We start from the raw sequence: 19,864 nt of genomic DNA on the forward strand, positions 1-19,864 counted from the left end.
CTCGCCGCAACCGTCATGTTCTGGCTATGAAACAAGAACGAGTCCTGACCCTAGTCTATGGAATTCTTCCTCAGTGAACCCGGTTGTTACTACACTTAGTAGTTTTGTGTCCGCTATTATTTTGCTTGGAGGTTTGAACCGAAACCCGTTGCACATTTTTGCAAGGCGGAGAGAAACTGAGCCAACGTTTAATTGAAGTTTCTCATCGTGGGTTGTGCCATCGACATGATCGACAATGATCTCAAATTTATCATAGCTACTGTATCCGTCCGTTTTAACTTCGATCTCTGTTAGATAAACAGGCCGAACGAAAACGTAAGTGAACCAACGCGACTTGCCCTCTAGTTGCTGTGTCGGGTCCGTTGAATTAATGAGAATTTCTTCTCGATTCCCCTTCCTTGAGTAGAAATCAACAGTAATTGCATGTGGTGTCGCGATAACTGCTTGGTCGGCTGAATCGCTCATAAGATGTCACTGCTCCAAAAAACGTCTTGGCAGCAGTGTGGAGAAGAACGACTCTTCTATCAAGAGCGATAGACTACATGCTCAAAGCACAGAAATTGACGAGCCCGAAGGAAACCCGACCCACTGGTCACTCCCCATACGGCACCCAGACGGTCTTGACCTCGGTGGCGTGGGACAGGAACGTCCGGCCTTCGCCCTCGGGGCCCATCCAGTTCCGCGCCTTGCCGTGGTTGACCCAGGTGCGTTTGAGGTTTCCGGCGGCCTCGCGCTCGATGAGGGCGGAGAGGGGGTGGGAGGAGAAGCTCCACACCGCGTCGACGTCCATGTGGCCGGCGAGGGATTTGGCGAGGTCTTGCGCCGGGCCGGTGACGATGTTGACGACTCCGGGGGGGACGTCTGAGGTGTCGAGAATCTGGTAGAAGTCGGTGGCTGACAGGGGGGCGGTGCCGGGGACGAGGACCACGGTGTTGCCCATCGCGATGGCGGGGGCCATGAGGGAGATGAGGCCGAGGAGGGGGGCCTCATCGGGGCAGAGCGCGCCGATCACGCCGGTGGGTTCGTTCATCGCAAGGGCGATACCGCGGATCGGGACGGATTTGGCGTGGCCGTCGTATTTGTCGGCCCAGGCGGCGTAGGTGAAGAGGCGCTGGATGCTTGCGTCAACCTCGGCTGCGCCGGGTTTGCCGGTGAGGTCCTGGAGGCGGTTGGCGAACTCGGCGGCGCGGGCGGAGAGGTTTTCGGCGATGAAGTAGAGAACCTGGGCGCGGTTGTAGGCGGTGGTTTTGGCCCAGCCTTTGGCGGCGTGGGCGGCCTCGACCGCGTTCCTTATGTCCTTGCGGTTGCCGATGCCGACATGGCCGAGGAGTTTGCCCTTGGGGCTGAAGACGGGCTGCGAGTAGCCCGAGTCGGGGCGGGCCTGTTTGCCGCCGATGTACATCTTGGCGGTGCGGTCGATTGTGTCGACTTGTGGGTCTTGCGGGGCCGCTGGGGTGGTGACGGGTTTGAGGGTCGCGGGTTTGGCGGCGGGCTTGAGGTAGGCCATCAGGCCCTCCCATCCGCCCTCACGCCCGAAGCCGGATTCGCGGACGCCCCCGAAGCCTGCGGCTGCGTCGAAGAGGTTGGTGGCGTTGACCCAGACGACTCCGGCCTTGAGTTTGGGGGCGATGTCGAGGGCGAGGTTGATGTTCTCGGTCCAGAGGGTCGCGGCGAGGCCGTATTTCGTGTTGTTGGCGAGGGCGACGGCTTCCTCGGGCGTGCGGAAGGTCATGGCGACGAGGACGGGGCCGAAGATTTCTTCCTGCATCAGGGGGGAGGCGGTGCCGAGGCCGGTGATGAGGGTGGGGGGGTAGAAGGAGCCGTGCGCGGGAAGGGGGCAGGGGGCCTGGTAATGGTCGCCCTCGGGGTTTTCGCGCACGAGGCGAGTGATGGTGTCGAGTTGGATCGGGTCGACGATGGCGCCGATGTCGATGGCCTTGTCGAGGGGGTCTCCGACGCGGAGGCCGTCCATCCGGTGTTTCAGTTTGGCGTAGAAGCGGGGGGCGATGCCTTCTTGCACCAGCAGGCGGGAGCCGGCGCAGCAGACCTGGCCCTGGTTGAACCAGATCGCATCGACGAGGCCCTCGACCGCGCTGTCGAGGTCGGCGTCGTCGAAGACGATGTAGGGGGATTTGCCGCCGAGTTCGAGGGTGAGGGCCTTGCCGGTGCCTGCGGTGGCCTGACGGATGCGCTTGCCGACGGAGGTGGAGCCGGTGAAGGCGATCTTGTCGACTTCGGCGTCTACCAGCGCGGCACCAGTGCTGCCGTCGCCCGTGATGATGTTGAGCACACCCTTGGGCAGGCCCGCCTCGCGCGAGATTTCAGCGAAGAGGAGGGCGGTGAGGGGGGTGTATTCGGCGGGTTTGAGGACGATGGTGTTGCCAGCGGCCAGCGCCGGGGCGACCTTCCAGGCGAGCATCAGGAGCGGAAAGTTCCAGGGGATGATGGCTCCGCAGACGCCCAGCGGTGTCAGGTCGGGGTGTTCGGAGGGAAGGAGCTGGGCGAGGCCTGCGTGGTAGGAGAAGTGGCGGGCAACGAGGGGGATGTCGATGTCGCGCGACTCGCGGATCGGTTTGCCGTTGTCGAGGGTTTCCAGCACGGCGAGGAGGCGGGCGTGTTTCTGGGTGAGTCTGGCCAGCGCATAAAGGTATTGCGCGCGCTTGTGGGCGGGGAGTTTGGCCCATTTCGGTTGGGCGCGGCGGGCGGACTGGACGGCCGTTGCAACGTCGTCGGGGGTGCCTTGGGCGATCTGCGCGAGGGGTTTTCCTGTGGCGGGGTTGGTGGTGGTGAAGCTGGCACCGGGTTTGGTGAAGCCGCCGTCGATGAAGTGGCCGAACGTGCCGTTGTGCTTGGCGATCCATGCCAGCGCCTCGGACGCGGATTCGGGGGCGGGGCCGTAGGCCATGCTGTCGAAGATTTCCTTTATGGTCATGGGCGTTTGTCCTGACTGGCCGTCGCGCGGGTGGGGGCGGTTTTCAGATTGAGCGGCTGCGCCGCAAACCATTTGTCTCGCCTTTTGCGCGTGAAGGACGCGCAACGGCTCGGGATGCCTCCGGCGGGAGTATTTTTTAAAAGAGCAAATGGGGGCATGGGGGTTAGCCCATCGCGTGACGGAAGCCGGCCGAGTAGTTGCCGGTGAGGTGGTGTTCGAGTTGGCGTTCGATGTCGCCGAGGAGGCTGGAGGCGCCGAAGCGGAAGAGATCGGGTTGCAGCCAGGCGTGGCCGAGTTCGTCTTTCATCAAGGCAAGGTAGACCAGCGCATCCTTGGCCTTGGCGATGCCGCCTGCGGGCTTGTAGCCGACCTTGAAGCCGGTGCGCGCCTCATAGTCGCGGATGCAACGGATCATGGTGAGGCTGACGGGGAGCGTCGCGTTGACGCCCTCTTTCCCGGTCGAGGTCTTGATGAAATCGGCCCCGGCCATCATGCAGATGAGGCTGGCGCGGGCGACGTTCCTGAGGGTGCCAAGTTCGCCGGTGGCGAGGATGGCTTTCACATGCGCATCGCCGCAGGCTGCGCGCATTTCCGCCATTTCGTCGTAAAGGGCCTGCCAGTCTTGTGTCAGGACGTGGCGGCGGGAGATGACGATGTCAATCTCACGCGCCCCGGCGCGGACGCTTTCGCCGATTTCCATGATGCGGAGTTTGTAGGGCGACAGGCCTGCGGGAAAGCCGGTGGAGACGGCGGCGACGGGGATGCTGGTCCCCTCCAAAGCACGGACGGCGGTTTCGACCATCTCGTGGTAGACGCAGACTGCGCCGGTGGTGAGGCCCTGCATCCCCAGCTTTTCCAGCATCCAGGGTGCGACGGGCTGGCGGGCCTTGGCACACAGACGCTGGACGCGACCGGTCGTGTCGTCGCCCGAAAGGGTGGTGAGGTCGATGAGGCTGATCGCCTTCAAAAGCCAGGCGGCCTGAAATTCCTTTTTCACCGAGCGTCGGCCGGGCAAGGAGGCGGCGCGGCGTTCGATGGCGGAGGTGTTGGCCTGGACGGCGGCCACCCAGTCCAGATCCAGTGCCATGCCGGGATTGCGGGCATGGGTAACCTGCGGCAGAAGGCCCTGTGCGGGTGGTGTCAGCGTTTCCATCGGGATCCCCCTCCGCCCAGCCAAGTGATCCCGGCGACGATGCCATGCGCGGCGCGGGCGGGCAAGGGGTGGGCTTGGCGAAAATTGACCGTGTGGTCAAATTTCATGGATCGGGGCGTTCCTCACCCAAGGTGGCCCAGGGGTGGCCGGTGCCGGTCTCTGGCAGGGTGGCGGGGTCTTCGTGGCGCAAAAGCAGGGTCTTTGCCAGAAACAGCGCCGTGATCGGCGCGGTCAAGAGCAGGAAGATGGTGATCAGAAGTTCCTGCCAGCTGATGCCGCCGCCTTGGGGCAGCATGTCCAGCGCCGATACCAGAAGGGCCGCGCCAACCCCGATCGTGGTGGCCTTGGTGGGCGCATGCAGGCGCTGCATCGGTTCGGGCAGGCGTAGCAGGCCGTAGCTGCCAACGAGCGCGAAGATGCCGCCGCCGACAAGGATTGCCGCAAGGAAAAGCTCTACCGCCAGTTCAAAGGTCTGGGTCATTCGATGATGCTCCCCCGCAGGATGTATTTGCAATAGGCCACGGTGCCGACAAAGCCGGTCAGCGCCAGCAGCACCGCCGCCTCAAGGTAAAGGCCGGTGCCGGACCAGACCCCGTAAAGCACCACCAGTGCGATGGCGTTTACCGTGATGGTGTCAAGCGTCAGGATGCGGTCGGTGATCGTGGGGGCGTTGAAGAGCCGCACCAGATTGAGGAGCAGGGCAAGGCCGATGCAGCCCAGCATGAAGATCAGGGCATAAGTCAGGATCATTCGAAAATCCTTTTCAAACGGGCCTCGTAGCGGGCCTTGATGGTGTCGCGCACCTCGTCGGGGTCGGGGGCATGCAGGGAATGGACCAGAAGCGCCTTGCCACAGGCCGACATGTCGGAACTGACGGTGCCGGGGGTCATGGTGATGGTGCCGGCGAGAAGCGAGATCGCCTCGGGTGAGCGCAGGTCGAGGGGGATCGTCACCCAAGCCGACCGGATCTTGGCCTTGGGCATGAAAAGCACGATCCGTGCGACCTGAAAATTGGCCACGATCACATCCCACATCACCAGCGCCGTATAGGCCAGAAGGCCGAGCGGGCGGCGGATGATGGGCCGGTCGGGCCACCATGCCGAGGTGAGGTGCGGCAGGATGGTGCCAAGGAACACTGCCATCACCAGACTGCCGACCTTGATCTGGTTGACCAGAAGGAACCACAGCACAATCAGCGTCAGCGTCAGGTAGGGGTGGGGGAAGAGGCGTCTGAGCATGGCTTAACCCTCCTGTCCGAGGCGCGCGGCGGCGATATAGCTTTCGGGGGCGTGCAAGGTTCGGGCGGTTTCGGCCATCCAGTCGGTGATCGGCCCGGCAAGGACCGTCAGCGCGACGAGTGCGGCCAGAAGGCCGAAGGTGGCGGTGAAGGCCAGCCCGTCTGCGCGCGGGTCTTCTGGCTGGGCTTCAAGGGCGCTGGCCTTCCAGAACAGGCGCGACCCGGCGCGGGCATAGCCGAGGATCATCAGGAAGGACGACCCAAGCACCACCGACCAGACCAGCGCGGTCTGGGCGCGGAAGGCGTCAAGGATCAGCAGCTTGCCGATGAAGCCTGACAGGGGCGGCATGCCGGCCATGGCGACGGCTCCGGCCAGAAACAGCGCCGAGATCAGCCCGGCTTGCGCAATGGGGGGGGCGGTGTCGTCCAGCCGGGCATGGGTGCGGCGGCGGGTGACCAGATCGGCCACCAGAAACAGAATGGCCGTCGCAAGGGTCGAATGGACCATGTAGTAAAGCGCCGCCGCCGTGGTTTGCGGGGTGAAGGCGCCAATCGCAACAAAGGCAGTCCCCATCGAGGCGATGCCGCCAAAGGCCACCAGCCGGGGCAGGGTGGTCGCGCCAAGCACGCCGACTGCGCCCACCACCAGCGTCACAAGGCCCGCAGGCAGGATCAGGCTGGACAGAAGGTCTCCGGTTGCGGGCAGGTCGGGTGGGAAGACCAGCGTGCCAAAGCGCAGCGCAGCATAGGCGCCGACCTTGGTCATTACAGCAAACATCGCCGCGACCACGCCGGGTGCGTTGGCATAGGTGCCGGGCAACCAGAACTGGAGCGGCACCAGCGCGCCCTTGATCGCGAAGACCATGATCAGCATCACCGCCGCCACGCGCAGAAGGGCGGTATCGCCTTCGGGCAGGTCAGGCAGTTTTGCCGCAAGATCGGCCATGTTGAGCGTGCCGGTCACCCCGTAGATCAGCGCGAGCGCGATCAGGAACAGAGAGGAGCCGAACAGGTTGAAGGCCACATACTGAATGCCCGCCCGGGTGCGGGTTGCCCCGCCGCCGTGGATCATCAGGCCGTATGAGGCGATCAGCAGCACCTCGAAGAAGACGAACAGGTTGAAGGCGTCGCCGGTCAGGAAGGCCCCGGCGATCCCCATCAGCAGAAATTGCAGAAGCGGGTGGAAATGCGCGCCTTTTCTGTCCCAGCCTGATCCGATGGCGTAAAGCACCACCGCCAGCGCCAGCACCGCCAGCAGGGCGACCATCATCGCCGAGAGCCGGTCCAGAACCAGCGCGATCCCGAACGGGGCGGGCCAGTCGCCAAGGAAGTAAGCCTCGGGGCCATGGGTAGTGGCCGACCACAGCAGCGCCAGCGCGATGGCGTTCAGCGCCAGAATGGCGGCCACATTGGCGACGCGTTGCAGCAGAAGGTCGCCGCGCATCGTGATGATCATCAGGGCGCCAACCAGCGAGGGCAGCACGACCGGGGCAATGATCCAGTGGTTCATGCCTTGTCCTCCGCCGTGTCGGTATCACCGGCGGCCATGTTCACCCGGTCATGCCCGGCCTCCAGATGGCCGCCGATGGCCATCATCATGACGACAGCCGTCATCCCGAAGGAAATCACGATCGCCGTCAGGACCAGCGCCTGCGGCAAGGGGTCGGCGTAAACCTCACCGGTGCCGATGATCGGCGCGCGGTTCGTGGCCAGCCTGCCCGCAGTGAACAGGAACACGTTGACCCCGTAGCTGAGGAAGGTCAGCCCAAGGATCACCGGAAAGGTGCGAAGCCGCAGGATCAGATAGATGCCGACGGCAGTGAACATGCCGATGGCCGATGCAACCAGCGCTTCCATCAGCGGCCTCCTTCGCTTGGGTCAATGTCGAAGGCGCGGGTGTTCGCCGATTCCCCGGTGCGCAGCGCCAGACGCGACAACGATGCCAGCGCCAGCAGGATCGCGCCCAGCACGCAAAGGAAAACGCCCAGATCAAAGATCACGGCAGTCGCAAGCTCGAATTCCTCCAGCGGCCAGAGATGGACGTATTCAAAAGCCGAGGTCAGGAACGGCGCACCGAAGGCCCATGACCCCACCCCCGCCAGCGAGGCGATCAGCACGCCCCAGCCAATCAGGGCATGGTGGTCATAGCGCTGGCGCGCATGGCTCCAGACATAGCCCGAGGCCATGTATTGCATGAGGTAGGCGATGGCGAAGACAAGGCCGGACACAAACCCGCCGCCGGGCATGTTGTGGCCGCGCAGGTAGATGTAGACACCCACCATCATCGCCATCGGCAACAGAAGGCGGGTGGATACGACCAGCATCATCGGGTGGCGGTCCCCAGCCTCTTTTTCGGGAACGAAGGTGGCAAGGCGGCGCGTCACGGACGGGCTGCGCAGCACGGTTTCCGAAAGGGCATAGATCACCAGCGCGGCGATCCCGAGGACGATGATCTCACCAAAGGTATCATAGCCGCGGAAGTCCACGATGATGGTGTTGACAGCGTTGGTCCCGCCCGCCCCCGGCTTGGACTGGGCGAGGTGGAAAGCGGAAATCGGGTCGAAGGCCGGGGCGCGGATCATCATCGACCATGCAAGCCAGCCAACCCCGACCCCGGCAACCCCGGCAATCGCGGCATGACCAAGCCGGTGGGCCGGAGCGCTTTCGACCGGAGTGACCTTGGGCAGGAAGTTCAGCGCAAGCAGCATCAAGAGGATCGTCACCACCTCGACCGAGATCTGGGTCAGCGCAAGGTCCGGGGCCGACAAAAGCGCAAACATCGGCGCGATCAGAAGGCCGACCACACCGATCAGCACCAGCGCGACCACCCGGTCGCGGTGGAAGAACGGGGCGGCAAGGGCCGCAACCATCATCACGAACCAGACCGCAAGGACCACAGGTTCCACCGGCAAGAGATCACGCGTTCCCGCCAGATGGTCGCCGCCCCGGAAGGCCCAAAGCGACGCCGCCGCGATGGCGACCACCGCCACCCCTACTGCGCGGGAAAACGAGCCGTTGTGGACCAGTCCGGTCAACCCACGGGCAAGGGCGGCCAAGGGTTCGATCACGCCGTCGAAGATGCGCTTTGCTTCCGGGCGGGGGGCGGCGTCCCACAAGGCGCGCAGGCGCGGGTAGGCGCCAAGCGCCATCAGGCCACCGCCAACCGCCGCGAGCGACATCCAGAGCGCTGCCGCTTCAAGCCCGTGCCAATGGGTGATCTTTGACTGCACCGCCTCGCCGGTGACAGCGCTGGCCGCCGCGTCAACCAGCCAGGCGGCGGTGACCATGGGAAAGAGGCCGATCAGCAAGACCAGCACCACAAGGAAGGCTGGCGCGCCCCAAAGGCCGGGGCCGGGGTCATGCGGGGTATGGGGATAATCGTCGCGCACCGGGCCAAGAAAGCCATGCGCAAGGAAGCGAAAGCTGTAGGCGACCGAAAACAGCGCGCCGATCGTGGCCAGAACGCCCATGGCCCAAGGGGTGATCCAGACGGTATGCGCGGCTTCCTCCAGCATGAGTTCCTTGGACAGGAACCCGTTCAGCGGCGGGATCCCCGCCATCGAAAGCGAGGCCAGAAGTGCTACGCCGAAGGTGATCGGCATCAGGTGGCGCAGACCTCCAAGGCGGCGAAGGTCGCGGGTATGCGCCTCATGGTCGACGATCCCGGCGGTCATGAAGAGGGCTGCCTTGAAGGTGGCATGGTTGATGATGTGGAAGACGGCAACGGTCGCGGCGGCCTTGGTGCCAAAGCCCAGAAGCATGGTGATCAGGCCAAGGTGGCTGACGGTGGAAAAGGCCAGAAGCGCCTTCAGGTCATCCTTGAAGAAGGCGATCTTGGCGGCCATGACCATGGTGATCAGGCCGGCGGTCGAGACGATCCAGAACCATTCCGGCGTTCCCGCCAGCACCGGCCAGAGCCGCGCCATCAGAAACAGCCCCGCCTTCACCATGGTGGCGGAGTGGAGGTAGGCCGAAACCGGCGTCGGCGCGGCCATCGCATGCGGCAGCCAGAAGTGGAACGGGAACTGCGCCGACTTGGTGAAAGCGCCCAGCAGGATCAGGATCAGCGCAGGCAGATACCAGTCGGAGGCCTGGATCAGCTCCTTGTTGTCAAGGATCACGGTCAGGTCATAGCTGCCGACGATGCCGCCAAGGATCAGCATCCCGGCAATCAGCGCCAGCCCGCCGCCCCCGGTGACGGCCAGGGCCATCCGCGCGCCCTGCCGCCCCTCGGGCAGGTGCTTCCAGTAGCCGATGAGAAGGAAAGACGACAGCGAGGTCAGTTCCCAGAAGATCAGCAAAAGCAGGATGTTGTCGGAAAGGACAATCCCCACCATCGCGCCCTGAAAGAGCATGAGGTAGGTGTAGAACTGGCCCATCGGGTCGGATTTCGCCAGATAGAAGCGGGCGTAGATGATGATCAGAAGGCCGATGCCAAGGATCATTCCGGCAAAGAGCAGACCAAGGCCGTCAAGAAAGAACGTTGCGTTCAGGCCAAGCGCCGGGAGCCATTCGATCCGGGTCTGGACCACATCACCCGCCAGCACCGTGGGCGCGTTCAGCGCCAGAAGGACCAGCGCCAGCAGAGTGACGGACCCGGTCACGGCAGCGCAGGCATCCCGCCCGGCGCGGATCATCAGGCCGGGCAAAAGCGCGCCCAGGAATGGCAGGGCCGCGATCAGGGCTAAAGACATGGGAAGGCGTTCCTCGTCGTGGCGTTGCGATCTTGGGCGATGCGCTCTGTGGCGCGGGCTTGCGTCGCGGCGGGTTTCCGGCGATGTGGGGTTTCAGTCAAGCCTTTCAAGCCCCTCGCGCCCGGATTTCGCAAGGCTGTGCCGCCCACGGGGGCATCGAGCCCCCGCGTCCGGCGTTGCCACGGCACCGCCGCCAGAAGGGGGCAGGTTCCGGTCGCCAGGCCAATGGCTTCCCTCCCGATGTGCGCGGATAGTCTTCATCGGCTTCAACCACCCCCCTGGACAAGGCCAGACATCCCGATCTGCAATGCCGCACTGTAGCGAGACCTGCAGGGGATAGGCAACCAGCCCGCGTCGATCAGGGGCGCTGTCGGACGCTCCGCGGGGAGTATTTTTGAAAAGAGCAAGTCATCCGGGCAGGTTCCGGCCAGGCGGCGGCTGCTCTCTTTTCAAATACTCCCGCCGGAGGCTTCCGACGCCACCACCCGCACAAGGCGCGGGCGGCGCAACGCGCCCTTGCCGCCTGGCCCACTGGAGCCAAGCGGGCTTTGCCCGCGCAGGCGACCTGAAGACTTTGCCGCGGAACGCGGCTCCGCTTGGTGTCAGGCGGCTTCGGTCACGCCTTCGGGCAGTTTTGCCCCGGTCATGAAGGCCACCGCGTCCGACATCGAATAGTCTTGCGGCTTGATGACGCAAAGGCGCGACCCGAGGCGGTGGATATGGATGCGGTCGGCCACCTCGAAGACATGCGGCATGTTGTGGCTGATCAGGATGATCGGGATGCCGCGGGACCGGACATCGCGGATCAGTTCCAGCACGCGGCGGCTTTCCTTGACGCCGAGCGCTGCTGTCGGCTCGTCAAGGATCACCACCTTCGATCCGAAGGCGGCAGCGCGGGCCACGGCCACGCCTTGCCGTTGTCCGCCCGACAGGGTTTCCACCGCCTGGTTGATGTTCTGGATCGTCATCAGGCCAAGATCGTTCAGCTTCTGGCGCGCGAAAGCTTCCATCCGCGCGCGGTCCAGCTTGCGGAAAACCGACCCCATGATCCCGGGTTTGCGCAACTCCCGCCCCATGAACATGTTGTCAGCGATGGACAGCGCGGGCGACATGGCAAGGGTCTGGTACACCGTCTCGATCCCGGCCGCGCGGGCTTCGATCGGGGTCTTGAAGGCGATCTCGTTGCCTTCCAGCCAGATATGCCCCTCATCGGGTTGCACGGCGCCCGAGATGGCCTTGATCAGCGTCGATTTCCCCGCGCCGTTGTCGCCGATCACGGCAAGGATCTCGCCGGGATAAAGCTCGAAGTCGCAGTTGTTGAGCGCGGTAACCTTGCCGTAGCGCTTGTAAAGCCCGCGCGCCTTGAGAATGGGTTCCATCAGCCAGACACCTTTCTGATCCACTGGTCCACGGCCACGGCAAAGATGATCAGCGCGCCGATAAGGAAGAAGGTCCATTGCGGGTCGGTGCCGACAAGGCGCAGACCCATCTCGAAGACGCCGACGATCAGCGCCCCGAAGAACATGCCGACAATCGAGCCGCGCCCGCCGAAGAGCGAGATCCCCCCGATCACCACGGCGGTGATCGACTGGATGTTGCCAAGCTGGCCGGTCGATGCGGTGGGCGATACCGAACCGAAGCGGCCGATCATTACCCAGCCCGCGATGGCGCAAAAGAGGCCAGCCAGCGCATAGACCTGGATCAGCACCTTTTGCGTCGGCACCCCGGCCAGTTCGGCGGCTTGCGGATCATCCCCGGTAGCATAGACATGCCTGCCCCATGCCGTATGGCGCAGGACGTAGGCCATGACGGCGACCAGCGCGATCATCAGGAAGACCGCGTAGAGAATCTTCACCCCGCCAGGCTGGATCGACCCGCCCCAAAGCTGAAGCGCGGGGGCTTGGGCTGAAATGTCGGATGACCGGATGGTTTCATTGCGTGAGAAAATGAAGTTCGATGCCAGAAGGATCTGCCATGTCCCCAGCGTGACGATGAAGGGCGGCAGTTTCAGCTTGGCGATCAGCACGCCGTTCACCGCCCCCATCGCTGTGCCAAGGGCAAGGCCGATGGCAATGGCCAGTTCCGCCGGAACACCGTAGCGGAAGGTGGCCTGCCCCATCAGAACCGACGAAAAGACCGCGATGGCCCCGACCGAAAGGTCGATGCCCGCTGTCAGGATCACAAGAGACTGGGCGCAGCCAAGGATGCCGACGATGGCGATCTGTTGCAGGATCGTCGAAAGCGTCGTGGCCTTGAAGAAATTCTCGGACAGGAAGCCGAAGATGACCAATGCGACGATCAGGACGATCAGCGGCACCGCCGAGGGGGTCTGGTGCAGCCAGTGTTGCAGCTTCTTGAGCGCGCCTGTGTCCTCGTGGAACTCGGCTACCGCTTCGGTCGCGCCCTTCAGGCCCGCCTCATAGGTGCTTGAAACCGACTTTGCGTCATTGGTCATGCGACAATTCCCCCCGGAAAGCGGCCCGCCCTTTGGGTGAGCCTTTATGCCAAGGGCGGCGCGATGGCCGCCCTTGCCTGTCAGATTGTGCCTGTGTTGGCCTGCAAATCAACCGCGGCCTTCACCGGGTCGGGCTAATCAGCCCCAGCACAGCTCCATGCCCTTGGCAGTGTCGATGGACTCGACGCCTGCTGCGGGCTTGTCGGTGATCAGGGCGACGCCGGTGTCGAAGAAGTCCTTGCCTTCGGTCGGGGCCGGGATGGTGCCATCCGCCGCGAACTGCGCAATCGCTTCGATGCCAAGCGAGGCCATCAGCAGCGGATACTGCTGCGAGGTGGCTCCGATCACGCCATCCTTCACGTCCGCCACGCCCGGGCAGCCACCGTCGACCGAAACGATCAGCACGCCTTCCTTGCCTGCGGCCTTCAGCGCCTCATAGGCACCGGCGGCGGAAGGTTCGTTGATCGTGTAGACGACGTTGATGTCAGGATCTTTCGCCAGAAGGGCTTCCATCGCCTTCAGGCCGCCTTCTTCGTTGCCGGCGGTGACTTCGTTGCCGACGATGCGCGGATCGGTTTCGTCGCCCCACTTGTTCGGGTCGGCCAGATCGATGCCGAAGCCTTGCAGGAAGCCCTGGTCGCGCAGGACGTCAACCGACGGCTGCGAGATGGCAAGGTCGAGAAGGGCGATCCTGGCGTTGGCGGCTTCTGCACCCAGCGTGGCCGAGGCCCACTGGCCGATCAGAAGACCGGCGCGGAAGTTGTCGGTGGCGAAGGTGGCGTCAGCCGCGTCGATCGGGTCAAGCGGGGTGTCAAGCGCGATGACCAGAACACCGGCGTCGCGGGCGGCCTTGACCGAGTCGACGATGGCCTTGGTGTCCGAGGCGGTGAGCAGGATGCCCTTGGCACCGTCAGCCACGCAGGCCTCGATCGCGGCAACCTGGCTTTCGTGGTCGCCGTCGATCTTGCCGGCGTAGGATTTCAGGGTCACACCCAGTTCGGCGGCCTTGGCCTCGGCGCCTTCCTTCATCTTCACGAAGAAGGGGTTGGTGTCGGTCTTGGTGATCAGGCAGGCCGCGATGCCATGGCCGCCGGCAAAGACCGGAGCGGTGGACATGAGGGCGACAGAAGCCGCGCCGAGCAGGGCTTTGGTGGTGAATTTCATGGTAGTCCTCCCAAGGATCGGGGCAGCCTGGCCCCGGTATGTAAAACTGCGCGCAGTCTGGCAGTTTCGCTGCGCCGGGGATGAAGAAACCCGATTCCCTCTGCTACGTCAAGATAATTAAATCACTCTGATTTATTATTGACAGATCGCCCGTTTGTTACGCACTCTGCCGTCAGTTCCTGCCCATGACCCTGAAGGCCGCACCGTTGAGATTGTTTGTGGACCCCTTGCCCGAAAGCCGAGCCGCGCCCGATGCGGCTGGGTTGCGTGGGTCCAATCAGTCGGGGATGCGGGCGCATAATGAGCGGCTGGTGCTTAGTCTGGTGCGCCAGAACGGGGCGCTTGCGAAATCCGACATCGCGCGGATGACCGGGCTGTCGGCGCAGACCGTCAGCGTCATCATGCGCGCGCTTGAACAGGACGGGCTTTTGCTGCGTGGTGAACCGGTGCGGGGGCGGATCGGTCAGCCTTCGGTGCCGATGTCGCTGGACGCGGAGGGGGCATTCTTCTTTGGCCTGAAGATCGGTCGGCGGTCGGCGGATCTGGCGCTGGTGGATTTTCTGGGCCGGGTCCGGGGCGCGCGGCGGCGGGTCTACCGCTATCCGACCCCGGACGCGGTGATGGATTTTGTCGCCGAGGCGCTGCCGGTTCTGGCGGCCCAACTGCCCGCCAACCAGCGCGACCGTATCGGCGGGATGGGCGTGGCGATGCCGTTTCAGCTTTGGGCGTGGGTGCAGGACATTGGCGCCCCGCAATCGGAAATGGACGCCTGGCGCGACCGCGACATTCAGGGCGAACTGACCGCGCTGGCGGGGATGCCAGTACATGTCCAGAACGACGCGACCGCCGCTTGCGGGGCCGAACTGGTGTTCGGGACCGGCGAGCGGCCGAAGGATTTCCTGTATTTCTACTTTGGCTATTTCATCGGCGGCGGGCTGGTGCTGAACGGCCAGCTTTTCACCGGGCGCGGCGGCAATGCCGCGGGGGTCGGCCCGATGCCGGTCCCGGGGCCGGACGGGCGGATGCACCGTCTGCTTTCGGTGGCCTCGATGTCTGTGCTGGCGGCGCGGATGGAGGCGGCGGGTCTGTCCTCTGACCAGCTTTGGGAACGCCCGGACCGTTGGGATGTGCCGGAACCGATCCTGTCGGCATGGCTGGACAGTGCCGCCGAAGGTCTGGCCAGCGCCGCGTTGAGTGCGGCGGCGCTTCTGGAGATCGAGGCGGTTCTGATCGACGGCTGGATGCCTGCCACGGTGCGGGCCGAGGTGGTGCGGCGGACTGAAGCCGCGCTTTACCGTCTGGATCTGTCGGGGGTTGAGCCGCCCGCAATCCGGGCGGGCAGCGTGGGTGCCGAAGCGCGCGCTTTGGGCGCGGCAGCGATTCCCTTGTCGCAGCGCTATCTGATGGACCAGAACGCCGCAGCGCGCGAGGGGTAAGGCCGCGCCTGTGGCTGGCCCCGGAGGGTTTCACACCCTCCGGACCTCCCGTGGGATATTTGTGCAGAGAGGAAGCGCAAGCTGATTTGAATTCCGGGCTTGGCGCTGGCTTAGCCCTGTGGAGTCATGGCCTTGCGTTGCCGGGCGCGCTCGATGCCCAGCTTGCGTTCACGCCAGATGATCAGGATGCCCGCCACCACGATCAGCGCAGCACCGGCCAGCATTGTCAGGGTCGGCACTTCGGCAAAGACAAAGTAGCCGATCCCCAGCGCAAACAGCATGGAAGCATAGTCGAAGGGTGCTACCAGCGAGGCATCGGCCTCGCGGTAGCTGGTGGTGAGCAGGATCTGGCCAAGCCCGCCAAGCAGCCCGGCGGTGACCAGAAGGGCGGTTTCCGTGGGCGTGGGCCAGACCCAGCCGAAGGGCAGGGTGACCAAGGACAGCACGGTGGCGGTCAGTGAGAAGTAAAAGACGATGGCGGCGGTCTTTTCGGTGTTCACCAGTTTGCGGACGAAAACCTGCGCAAGTGCCGCGAAGACCGCGCCGCCAAGGACCAGCATCGCGCCAAGGGCTTCGGCGGTGCCTGCGGCATCGGGCGAGATCGACAGGCGCGGGGCAAGGACGATCAGCACGCCGACCATGCCAAGGATGACGGCCGAGATCCGGAAGATGCGCACGTCCTCGCCCAGAAACATCGCGGCGAAGACGACGGTCAGAAGCGGGGCCGCGTAGCCGATTGCCGTGACCTCGGGCAGGGGCAGGTAGCCAAGACCGGCAAAGCCAAGCCCCATGGCCAGCGTGCCGACGACCCCGCGCCAGACATGGCCCATCGGAGCATTTGCCTTCAGCCCGGTCGCAAGTTCGCGCCGCCAGATCAGCCAGACCACGATGACGGGGATGGCGAAGAACGACCGGAAGAATACAGCCTGACCGGCCGGGACATGTGCCGCTGTTGCCTTGATCAGCGAGGCCATGACGATGAACACAAGGACGGACGCCAGCTTGAAGGCGATGCCGCGAAGGGGGCGCATTGGAGGGTTCCGGTTTGGTTTCGGACTGGACGGGGTGACGCGCATAAGGTTCCCTATCCGAAAGGAGATTGCCATGCCCCATCGCAACTTGTCGGACAGAATTGATCAGGGCCGGGGGATTGCCCCAGCTGATCTGGTGCTGAAAGGCGGCCGGGTCTTTGATCTGATCACCGGTGATCTGGTGGAAACCGACGTTGCGATCTGCGGCGATACGATTGTCGGGGTGTTTGGTCACTACACGGGCAGGCACGAGATTGACGTGTCGGGCAAGGTGCTGGCGCCGGGATTCATCGACACCCATCTGCATGTGGAATCGTCGCTGGTGACCCCGCATGAGTTTGACCGTTGCGTCACTCCGCGTGGGGTGACGACGGCGATCTGCGACCCGCATGAGATTGCCAATGTCTGCGGCGTGGCGGGCATCCGCTACTTTCTGGAAAGTGCCGCGCAGCTGGTAATGGACTTGCGGGTGAATCTCAGCTCCTGCGTGCCGTCCACGCATATGGAGACAACAGGGGCGCGGCTGGAGGCGGCGGATCTGGTGCCGCTGATGGATCATCCCGGCGTGATCGGGCTGGCCGAGTTCATGAATTACCCCGGTGTCTTGATGAAGGATCCCGGCTGTATGGCCAAGCTGGAGGCCTTCGCGGGCCGCCACATTGACGGGCATGCGCCCTTGCTGCGGGGCAATGACCTGAACGGATACATCTCGGCGGGGATCCGGACTGAACATGAGGCCACGACTTACGACGAGGGTCTGGAAAAGCTGCGCAAGGGGATGCGGGTCTTGATCCGGGAAGGGTCGGTTTCGAAGGATCTGCATGCGCTGGCTGGGCTGCTGACAGAAAGGTTCTCGCCTTACCTTGCGTTCTGCACCGATGACCGAAACCCGCTGGATATCGGCGAGCATGGGCATCTGGATTACATGATCCGCACCGCGATTGGTCTGGGGGCGGCGCCCTTGGCCGTCTATCGCGCGGCGTCGTTGAGTGCGGCGGAGGCGTTCGGGTTGAAGGACCGGGGGCTGATCGCGCCGGGCAAGCGGGCGGATATCGCGGTGATCGACAGCTTGGAGGGGTGCAATGCCTCGCTGGTGCTGTGTCGCGGGGTGGTGGCTGATGAGGCGGCCTTTGCGGTGCGGGGGCGGATGGAGCCGGTGGCGCGTCGGTCCGTGACGGCGCCGGTCGTGACGGCGGCGTCGTTCCGGACCGGGGGGAACCGAGTGGAGACGCCGGTGATCGGGATATTGCCGGGCAAGATCATCACCGAGCATCTGACCTTTGATATCGCCCCCTTGGATGGGGACAAGCGGCCGGATGTGGCCCGCGACCTGGTGAAGATCGCGGTGGTGGAGCGGCACGGGGTGAACGGGAACATCGCCACGGGGTTTGTGAAAGGGTTCGGGTTGGCACGCGGGGCGATTGCCTCGACCGTCTGCCACGACCACCACAACATCGCGGTGGTGGGGGTGGATGCGGCGGACATGGCGGTGGCGGTGGGGCGGCTGTCGGAGATCGAGGGCGGGTTTGTCGTGGTCGAGGGGGGGCGGGTGCTCGCGGAACTCGCGCTGCCGGTGGCGGGGTTGATGAGTCTGCTGTCCTTCGAGGAGGTGCGGGAGGAGCTGGTTGCCTTGCGGGCGGCGGCGCGGTCGCTGGGGGTGGTGCTGGAGGAGCCGTTCCTGCAGCTGGCCTTCCTGTGCCTGCCGGTGATCCCGCACCTGAAGATCACCGATATGGGGATGGTGGATGTGGACCGGTTCGAGGTGATGCCTTGAGGGGTGTCCACGGTGGACGGGTCTGGATCAGCGTTTGATTCCAGTGGGTTGGGTGTGGGCGTTTACCTGTTGTTAACGGGTGCCTGCCACCCCAGCCTTCTCCCACGGAGGCAGGCGATTTGGGCTCGCGGTTCCTGTGGGGGCCGCAAGGGTGGTGGCCTTGGCTGGCGGCCCGGGGTTTCACACCCCCGGACCCCCGTGGGATATTTGGGGAGGTCACGCCTCAAGCGTGAGTTCTGCAACAACGCCGGGTAGGTTGCTGATTTTCATTCATAATAGGATCACTCAGTTTCACTACCCGTCAATACCTAACGATATTTGGTGGAAGCATCCGACAAAATAGTGCGCTATAGCGCACCCTACGCTAACTGCGAGCAAGATCCTCAAACAACCGCGCGACCCCCTCTGCCCCCGGGTCATTGTGGCCCTTGAGTTTGTCGGCGGCGAGGTAGGTGGCGCGGCCTGCTTTGGCGCGGGTCATTTCGGCGGTGGCGTTGGCGCCATCGCGGGCGGCTTTGGCGGCGGCTGACACTCCGTTCGGGAGGGCGGCGAGGGCGGGGGCCAGGGCGTCGATCATGGTGCGGTGGCCGGGGGCGGCTCCGCCGACTTGGCAAACGCGGTCGAGGCCTGCGGCGAGGGCGCCGATCCAGGTTTTGCCCGAGGCGCTCGCGTCGCCGGCGGCGGCGAAGAAGATGGCGAGGAGGACTCCCGACGAGCCGCCCATTGTCTGGCTCAGTTCCATGCCGATGGCGCGGTAAAGCTGGGTCGGGTCGGCAAGGGGGAGGCGGTCGAGGGCGGATTGCAGCGCGCGGGCGGCGCCGGCGAGGGTGCTGCCGGTGTCGCCGTCGCCGGACTTGGCGTCGAGGAGGTTCAGGTCCGCCTCGGCGGCGATCAGGGCCTTGCAGCAGCGATCCAGCAGGGCGCGGCGGGCGGGGTGGGCGCTTGGCACCGGCTGGATGGGCGCGAGACCGTCGGGGAGGGGCTTTACCGAAACGCTGCCCAAGGGGGCGAGGCCGGGCCAGGCGTGGGGGGCGACGGGGGCGGCAAGGCTGGTGACCTGCGCGTGGTCGACGGGCAGGAGCGAGACGGAAAAGCCGTGCATGTCGAGCGAGGTCATCATCGACGCGGGGCCGATGATCCACTTGGTGCGTTGGCCAAGGGGGGAGCGGGCGAGTTCCTCGGTCAGGATGCTCATTTCGAGGGGGGTCGTGCCGCCGAGGTTGTTCAGCAGCGCCACATGGTCGCCTGCGCCCATGTGGGGCAGGAGTTTGTCGGCGACCATCTGCATGGCGGAGCGGGCGCCGCTGAAATCGACCTGTTCGATCCCGGCCTCACCATGGATGCCGAGGCCAAGCTCGGCCTTTCCGCCGCTGATCCGGTCTTCCTTGGGGGAACCGGGGACGGTGCAGGTATCCAGCGACATGCCGATGGAGATGGCGCCCTTGATGACGCCTTGCGCGGCGGCGGTGATGGTGTGGAGGTCGGCACCGGATTCGGCCATCGCGCCTGCGATCTTGTGGACGAAGAGGGTGCCGGCGACGCCCCGCGCCTGCGGCAGATCAGGCAGGGCGATGTCGTCGTCGACGATGACCATGGAAACCTTGAGGCCAAAGGCGCGGGCGCGTTCGGCGGCAAGGCCGAAGTTCAGGCGGTCGCCGGTGTAGTTCTTGACGATCAGCAGGCAGCCGGGTTTGCCGGTTACCGCCAGTATTCCTGCCAGCACCGCATCCACCGATGGCGAGGCAAAGACGTCGCCGCAAACCGCCGCCGTCAGCATGCCCTGACCGACGAAACCGGCGTGGGAGGGTTCGTGGCCCGAGCCACCGCCCGAGACGAGCGCTACCTTGGAGCGGTCCCAGTCAGTGCGGGTGACGACCTTGATATGCGGGTAGCCGTCAAGCCGCGCGAGTTTCCCGGCACTGGTTCTGAGGAGGCCGTCAATCGCCTCGGTGACCAGAGCGTCCTTGGAATTCATGAACTGTTTCATG

General features: G+C 64.6%; 15 protein-coding genes. 2 read left to right on the top strand and 13 right to left on the bottom strand.

The features are described from left to right. Window positions 1-592 precede the first annotated feature (592 nt). From QUV21_RS12370 to QUV21_RS12420, 11 genes are all read right to left on the bottom strand, one after another. Window positions 593-2,932, bottom strand: coding sequence for an aldehyde dehydrogenase family protein (locus QUV21_RS12370; RefSeq protein WP_300855315.1), 2,340 nt, complete (start codon window positions 2,930-2,932; stop codon window positions 593-595). Between the two features lie 163 nt (window positions 2,933-3,095). After that, a complete protein-coding gene (gene deoC, locus QUV21_RS12375; RefSeq protein WP_300855316.1) occupies window positions 3,096-4,085 on the bottom strand; it encodes a deoxyribose-phosphate aldolase in 990 nt (329 codons plus the stop codon). A 103-nt stretch (window positions 4,086-4,188) separates the two neighbouring features. Next, a complete protein-coding gene (mnhG, locus tag QUV21_RS12380; RefSeq protein WP_300855317.1) occupies window positions 4,189-4,566 on the bottom strand; it encodes a monovalent cation/H(+) antiporter subunit G in 378 nt (125 codons plus the stop codon). Next, on the bottom strand, window positions 4,563-4,832 hold the full coding sequence (locus tag QUV21_RS12385) for a K+/H+ antiporter subunit F (RefSeq protein ID WP_300855626.1): 270 nt from the start codon (window positions 4,830-4,832) through the stop codon (window positions 4,563-4,565). Before QUV21_RS12385 ends, mnhG begins: the two co-directional genes overlap by 4 nt. Further along, window positions 4,832-5,323: a Na+/H+ antiporter subunit E gene (locus QUV21_RS12390; RefSeq protein WP_300855318.1), complete on the bottom strand. Its 492-nt coding sequence runs from the start codon at window positions 5,321-5,323 to the stop codon at window positions 4,832-4,834. Before QUV21_RS12390 ends, QUV21_RS12385 begins: the two co-directional genes overlap by 1 nt. A gap of 3 nt (window positions 5,324-5,326) precedes the next feature. Next, window positions 5,327-6,832: a monovalent cation/H+ antiporter subunit D gene (locus QUV21_RS12395; protein WP_300855319.1), complete on the bottom strand. Its 1,506-nt coding sequence runs from the start codon at window positions 6,830-6,832 to the stop codon at window positions 5,327-5,329. Further along, on the bottom strand, window positions 6,829-7,179 hold the full coding sequence (locus tag QUV21_RS12400) for a Na+/H+ antiporter subunit C (RefSeq protein ID WP_300855320.1): 351 nt from the start codon (window positions 7,177-7,179) through the stop codon (window positions 6,829-6,831). The genes QUV21_RS12395 and QUV21_RS12400 overlap by 4 nt, the downstream gene beginning before the upstream one ends. After that, window positions 7,179-10,016, bottom strand: coding sequence for a monovalent cation/H+ antiporter subunit A (locus QUV21_RS12405; protein WP_300855321.1), 2,838 nt, complete (start codon window positions 10,014-10,016; stop codon window positions 7,179-7,181). Before QUV21_RS12405 ends, QUV21_RS12400 begins: the two co-directional genes overlap by 1 nt. A gap of 602 nt (window positions 10,017-10,618) precedes the next feature. After that, window positions 10,619-11,395, bottom strand: a complete 777-nt coding sequence (locus QUV21_RS12410; RefSeq protein ID WP_300855323.1) for an ATP-binding cassette domain-containing protein — start codon at window positions 11,393-11,395, stop codon at window positions 10,619-10,621. Further along, window positions 11,395-12,471, bottom strand: a complete 1,077-nt coding sequence (locus QUV21_RS12415) for an ABC transporter permease (protein WP_300855324.1) — start codon at window positions 12,469-12,471, stop codon at window positions 11,395-11,397. Before QUV21_RS12415 ends, QUV21_RS12410 begins: the two co-directional genes overlap by 1 nt. 138 nt (window positions 12,472-12,609) lie before the next feature. Next, a complete protein-coding gene (locus QUV21_RS12420; RefSeq protein ID WP_300855627.1) occupies window positions 12,610-13,587 on the bottom strand; it encodes a sugar ABC transporter substrate-binding protein in 978 nt (325 codons plus the stop codon). 335 nt (window positions 13,588-13,922) lie between these two features. Here QUV21_RS12420 and QUV21_RS12425 point away from each other — a divergent pair, with 335 nt between their 5' ends. Further along, a complete protein-coding gene (locus tag QUV21_RS12425; RefSeq protein WP_300855628.1) occupies window positions 13,923-15,071 on the top strand; it encodes an ROK family transcriptional regulator in 1,149 nt (382 codons plus the stop codon). A gap of 110 nt (window positions 15,072-15,181) precedes the next feature. On the opposite strand, the gene QUV21_RS12430 is transcribed toward QUV21_RS12425, so the two are convergent. Next, a complete protein-coding gene (locus QUV21_RS12430; protein ID WP_300855325.1) occupies window positions 15,182-16,102 on the bottom strand; it encodes a DMT family transporter in 921 nt (306 codons plus the stop codon). A 73-nt stretch (window positions 16,103-16,175) separates the two neighbouring features. Between QUV21_RS12430 and ade the strand changes: the two genes are divergently transcribed. Then, window positions 16,176-17,876, top strand: coding sequence for an adenine deaminase (ade, locus tag QUV21_RS12435; protein WP_300855326.1), 1,701 nt, complete (start codon window positions 16,176-16,178; stop codon window positions 17,874-17,876). 364 nt (window positions 17,877-18,240) lie between these two features. On the opposite strand, the gene QUV21_RS12440 is transcribed toward ade, so the two are convergent. Further along, window positions 18,241-19,863, bottom strand: a complete 1,623-nt coding sequence (locus QUV21_RS12440; protein ID WP_300855328.1) for a dihydroxyacetone kinase subunit DhaK — start codon at window positions 19,861-19,863, stop codon at window positions 18,241-18,243. Window position 19,864: the final 1 nt, after the last annotated feature.

Source organism: Tabrizicola sp. (assembly GCF_030373185.1).
Classification (GTDB): Bacteria; Pseudomonadota; Alphaproteobacteria; order Rhodobacterales; family Rhodobacteraceae; genus Tabrizicola.

Excerpts from the sequence above, each read along its gene's own strand:
- QUV21_RS12395 (WP_300855319.1), bottom strand. The coding sequence starts at position 6,832 with ATGAACCACTGGATCATTGCCCCGGTCGTGCTGCCCTCGCTGGTTGGC.
- QUV21_RS12440 (WP_300855328.1), bottom strand. The coding sequence starts at position 19,863 with ATGAAACAGTTCATGAATTCCAAGGACGCTCTGGTCACCGAGGCGATT.
- QUV21_RS12390 (WP_300855318.1), bottom strand. The coding sequence starts at position 5,323 with ATGCTCAGACGCCTCTTCCCCCACCCCTACCTGACGCTGACGCTGATT.
- QUV21_RS12400 (WP_300855320.1), bottom strand. The coding sequence starts at position 7,179 with ATGGAAGCGCTGGTTGCATCGGCCATCGGCATGTTCACTGCCGTCGGC.
- QUV21_RS12370 (WP_300855315.1), bottom strand. The coding sequence starts at position 2,932 with ATGACCATAAAGGAAATCTTCGACAGCATGGCCTACGGCCCCGCCCCC.
- deoC (WP_300855316.1), bottom strand. The coding sequence starts at position 4,085 with ATGGAAACGCTGACACCACCCGCACAGGGCCTTCTGCCGCAGGTTACC.
- ade (WP_300855326.1), top strand. The coding sequence starts at position 16,176 with ATGCCCCATCGCAACTTGTCGGACAGAATTGATCAGGGCCGGGGGATT.
- QUV21_RS12415 (WP_300855324.1), bottom strand. The coding sequence starts at position 12,471 with ATGACCAATGACGCAAAGTCGGTTTCAAGCACCTATGAGGCGGGCCTG.
- mnhG (WP_300855317.1), bottom strand. The coding sequence starts at position 4,566 with ATGACCCAGACCTTTGAACTGGCGGTAGAGCTTTTCCTTGCGGCAATC.
- QUV21_RS12425 (WP_300855628.1), top strand. The coding sequence starts at position 13,923 with ATGCGGGCGCATAATGAGCGGCTGGTGCTTAGTCTGGTGCGCCAGAAC.
- QUV21_RS12430 (WP_300855325.1), bottom strand. The coding sequence starts at position 16,102 with ATGCGCCCCCTTCGCGGCATCGCCTTCAAGCTGGCGTCCGTCCTTGTG.
- QUV21_RS12410 (WP_300855323.1), bottom strand. The coding sequence starts at position 11,395 with ATGGAACCCATTCTCAAGGCGCGCGGGCTTTACAAGCGCTACGGCAAG.
- QUV21_RS12420 (WP_300855627.1), bottom strand. The coding sequence starts at position 13,587 with ATGTCCACCGCTCCGGTCTTTGCCGGCGGCCATGGCATCGCGGCCTGC.
- QUV21_RS12405 (WP_300855321.1), bottom strand. The coding sequence starts at position 10,016 with ATGTCTTTAGCCCTGATCGCGGCCCTGCCATTCCTGGGCGCGCTTTTG.